This is a genomic window from Rubrimonas sp., assembly GCF_036788415.1.
In the GTDB taxonomy this organism is placed as follows: Bacteria; Pseudomonadota; Alphaproteobacteria; order Rhodobacterales; family Rhodobacteraceae; genus Rubrimonas.
Window position 1 is genome coordinate 1 of record NZ_DAIQNN010000186.1, and the last position, 3,337, is coordinate 3,337.

4 protein-coding genes and 1 pseudogene are annotated in these 3,337 nt (G+C 65.1%); all 5 read right to left on the reverse strand.

Annotation, left to right across the window (positions count from 1 at the left end; translation table 11 throughout):
• Positions 1 to 1,649: ABC transporter substrate-binding protein (locus tag V7Q31_RS18175; RefSeq protein WP_333835257.1), on the reverse strand; the 1,649-nt coding region annotated here is incomplete at its 3' end.
• Between the two features lie 73 nt (positions 1,650 to 1,722).
• The gene (locus V7Q31_RS18180) at positions 1,723 to 1,995 is read right to left on the reverse strand and encodes a DUF2160 domain-containing protein (RefSeq protein ID WP_333835258.1); all 273 of its coding nucleotides are present in this window, start codon (positions 1,993 to 1,995) and stop codon (positions 1,723 to 1,725) included.
• A gap of 3 nt (positions 1,996 to 1,998) precedes the next feature.
• The gene (locus V7Q31_RS18185) at positions 1,999 to 2,268 is read right to left on the reverse strand and encodes a DUF1413 domain-containing protein (protein WP_333835259.1); all 270 of its coding nucleotides are present in this window, start codon (positions 2,266 to 2,268) and stop codon (positions 1,999 to 2,001) included.
• Positions 2,268 to 3,044 (reverse strand): carbohydrate ABC transporter permease, encoded by a 777-nt coding sequence (locus tag V7Q31_RS18190; protein ID WP_442976744.1) that lies wholly within the window; start codon positions 3,042 to 3,044, stop codon positions 2,268 to 2,270. Before V7Q31_RS18190 ends, V7Q31_RS18185 begins: the two co-directional genes overlap by 1 nt.
• Positions 3,045 to 3,118: 74 nt before the next feature.
• Positions 3,119 to 3,337 (reverse strand): annotated as a pseudogene (locus tag V7Q31_RS18195) (sugar ABC transporter permease); the annotation flags it as partial.

A 3,337-nucleotide genomic window follows, 5' to 3' on the forward strand; every position in this document is an offset into this window, starting at 1 on the left:
GGCGCGCCGGGCTGTTCGAGCCAGTAGGCGGCGTCGCGCGGCTCGTTCAGCTTCGGACCCAGATCGCCCTGCACGCCGGCGCGCTCGAGACGCTCCAGAACGCGCTCCTGCTGCTCGCAGAGCGCGTCCAGCGCCTCCTGCGCCGACTTCGCGCCGGAGGACGCGTCGCCGATGTTCTGCCACCAGAGCTGCGCGAGCTTGGGATAGTCCGGCACGTTGGTCCCCGTCGGCGACCAGCGGACGCGGGCGGGCGAGCGGTAGAACTCGACCAGACCGCCGAGCTTGGGCGCGCGCTCGGTGAAGCTGTCATGCTGGATGGTCGACTCGCGCACGAAAGTCAGGCCGGTGTGCGACTTCTTGAGGTCCACCGTCTTGGAGCTGACGAACTGGGCGTAGAGCCAGGCCGCCTTGGCGCGGTCGACGGGGGTGGACTGCATCAGCGTCCAGGAGCCTGCGTCCTGATAGCCGACCTTCATCCCCTCTTCCCAATAGGCGCCGTGCGGGCTCGGGGCCATGCGCCATTTGGGCATGCCGTCCTCGTCGAGCACGGCCTTGGCGCCCTCGCCCACCATGTCGGCGGTGAAGGCGGTGTACCAGAACATCTGCTGGGCGACGTTGCCCTGCGCCGGGATCGGGCCGGCCTCGGAGAAGGTCATGCCGGCGGCGGCGGGCGGGGCGTAGGCCTTCAGCCAGTCGACGTATTTCTGGATCGCGTAGACGGCGGCGGGGCCGTTGGTGGCGCCGCCGCGGGCGACGCAGGAGCCGACCGGCTGGCTGTTCTCGTTGACGCGGATGCCCCATTCGTCGACCGGCAGCCCGTTCGGCTCGCCCTTGTCGCCCATGCCGGCCATCGACATCCAGGCGTCGGTGAAGCGCCAGCCGAGCGAGGGGTCCTTCTTGCCGTAATCCATGTGGCCGTAGACCGGGCCGGTCACGCCCAGATGGCTGAGGTCGCGGCCGGTGAAGAACTCGGCGATGTCCTCATAGGCCGACCAGTTGTCGGGGACGCCCAGCTCGTAGCCGTAAGCCGCCTGGAAGTCGGCCTTGTTCTTCTCGTCGTTGAACCAGTCGTAGCGGAACCAGTAGAGGTTCGCGAACTGCTGGGTCGGCAGCTGGTAGAGCTTGCCGTCGGGGCCGGTGGTGAAGGAGGTCCCGATGAAGTCGGCGACGTCGAGATCGGGGTTGGTGACGTCGGCGCCTTCGCCGGCCATCCAGTCGGTCAGGTTGCGCACCTGCTGGTAGCGCCAGTGGGTGCCGATCAGGTCGCTGTCGTTGATGTAGGCGTCGTAGATGTTCTCGCCCGACTGCATCTGCGTCTGGAGCTTCTCGACGACGTCGCCCTCGCCGATCAGGTCGTGGGTGACCCGGATGCCGGTGATGGCGGTGAAGGCCGGGGCGAGCACCTTGGCCTCGTATTCATGGGTGGTGATGGTCTCGGACACCACCTTGATGTCCATGCCCGCGAAGGGCTGGGCGGCGTCGATGAACCACTGCATCTCGGCTTCCTGCGCCGCGCGGTCGAGCACCGACAGCTCGCCGATCTCGGCGTCGAGGAAGGCGCGCGCGGCGTTCATGTCGGCGAGCGCCGGGCCTGCGAGCAAGGCGAGGGCGAGGCCCATCGCCGTGCTGTCTCGGAACTTCAATTTCATCTCAGTCCTCCCTTGCGGTTTCTTGGCCGTGGAAAGTGCGGATCGGGGCGGCCAGCCCGGTCCGGTCTCGGGGTCAGACCCAGCGGAACACCGCTGCGGCCCAGAGCGCGCAGACGATCAGCGCGCCCCATTGCGGCTGGTCGGTCAGGCCGAGCCAGGCGATGTTGACGAAGGCGGAGCCGAGCAGCGTGATGAACAGCCGGTCGCCCCGCGTGGTCTCGATCCGCAGCACGCCCGTGCGCGGCGTCTCGGGAAAGCGGATCGCGAGGAAGGTGAACAGCGCCAGAAGCGCCGCGATGATCGCGAAGAAGGCTGCGGTGGGCCAGGTCCAGGCCATCCAGTCCATCGGTCATAGCCTCCTGTAGCGCTCGTGATTATCGCCGTCTTCTTTCACACCCAAAGCCTCAATTTCTTTAAAGGAACCAAATTTATCAGGAGACTTCAAGACTTTCTGAAACATAGTACCGAAGGCGTTTCGCTCGCCTTTCACAATCTCTGTATCCCACTCTGCCTTGAAAAGCTCTTTAATCTCAAACTCCTTTCCGGATGGGAGCGCTTTTATACGCTTCCGGATTTCACTTTCCCATTTTTTCCAGAGCTTTTCTTCAATAGGCCCCATCACACCCTCCCCAGGGCGAAGCCCTTGGCGATGTAGTTGCGCACGAACCAGATCACGAGCGCGCCGGGGATGATCGTCAGCACGCCCGCCGCCGCCAGCACGCCCCAGTCGAGGCCCGAGGCGGAGACCGTGCGGGTCATCGTGGCGGCGATGGGCTTGGCGTTCACGGAGGTCAGCGTGCGCGAGAGCAGCAGCTCGACCCAACTGAACATGAAGCAGAAGAAGGCCGCCACGCCGATGCCGCTCGCGATCAGCGGCATGAAGATCTTCACGAAGAAGCGCCCGAAGGAATAGCCGTCGATATAGGCCGTCTCGTCGATCTCGCGCGGCACGCCGCGCATGAAGCCCTCGAGAATCCACACCGCCAGCGGCACGTTGAACAGGCAGTGGGCGAGCGCCACGGCGATGTGCGTGTCGAACAGGCCGACCGAGGAATAGAGCTGGAAGAAGGGCAGCGCGAACACCGCCGGCGGCGCCATGCGGTTCGTGAGCAGCCAGAAGAACAGGTGCTTGTCGCCCATGAAGCTGTAGCGGCTGAAGGCGTAGGCCGCGGGCAGCGCCACCGTCAGGCTGATCACGGTGTTCATCACCACGTAGATCAGCGAGTTGACGTAGCCCATGTACCAGCTCGGATCGGTCAGGATCACGGCGTAGTTGCGCAGCGTGGGTTGCTGCGGCCAGAGCGAGAAGGCGCCGAGGATTTCGGCGTTCGTCTTGAAGCTCATGTTCACGAGCCAGTAGATCGGCAGCATCAGGAACAAGATGTAGACGACCATCACCAATGCGGAGCGGTTGACGGCGGGAAGCGTCAGCCCCTTCGCCTGCGCGCGGGCGATCGCGGCGTCGGCCATCACGCGCCCTCCTTGCGGTCGAGATTGGTCATCACGGTGTAGAACACCCAGCTGATCAGCAGGATCACGAGGAAATACATCAGCGAGAACGCCGCCGCCGGGCCGAGGTCGAACTGGCCGAGCGCCATCTTGACGAGGTCGATGGAGAGGAACGTCGTCGCGCTGCCGGGGCCGCCGCCGGTGACGACGAAGGGCTCGGTGTAGATCATGAAGCTGTC

Excerpts from the sequence above, each read along its gene's own strand:
- V7Q31_RS18180 (WP_333835258.1), bottom strand. The coding sequence starts at position 1,995 with ATGGACTGGATGGCCTGGACCTGGCCCACCGCAGCCTTCTTCGCGATC.
- V7Q31_RS18185 (WP_333835259.1), bottom strand. The coding sequence starts at position 2,268 with ATGGGGCCTATTGAAGAAAAGCTCTGGAAAAAATGGGAAAGTGAAATC.
- V7Q31_RS18190 (WP_442976744.1), bottom strand. The coding sequence starts at position 3,044 with ATGGTCGTCTACATCTTGTTCCTGATGCTGCCGATCTACTGGCTCGTG.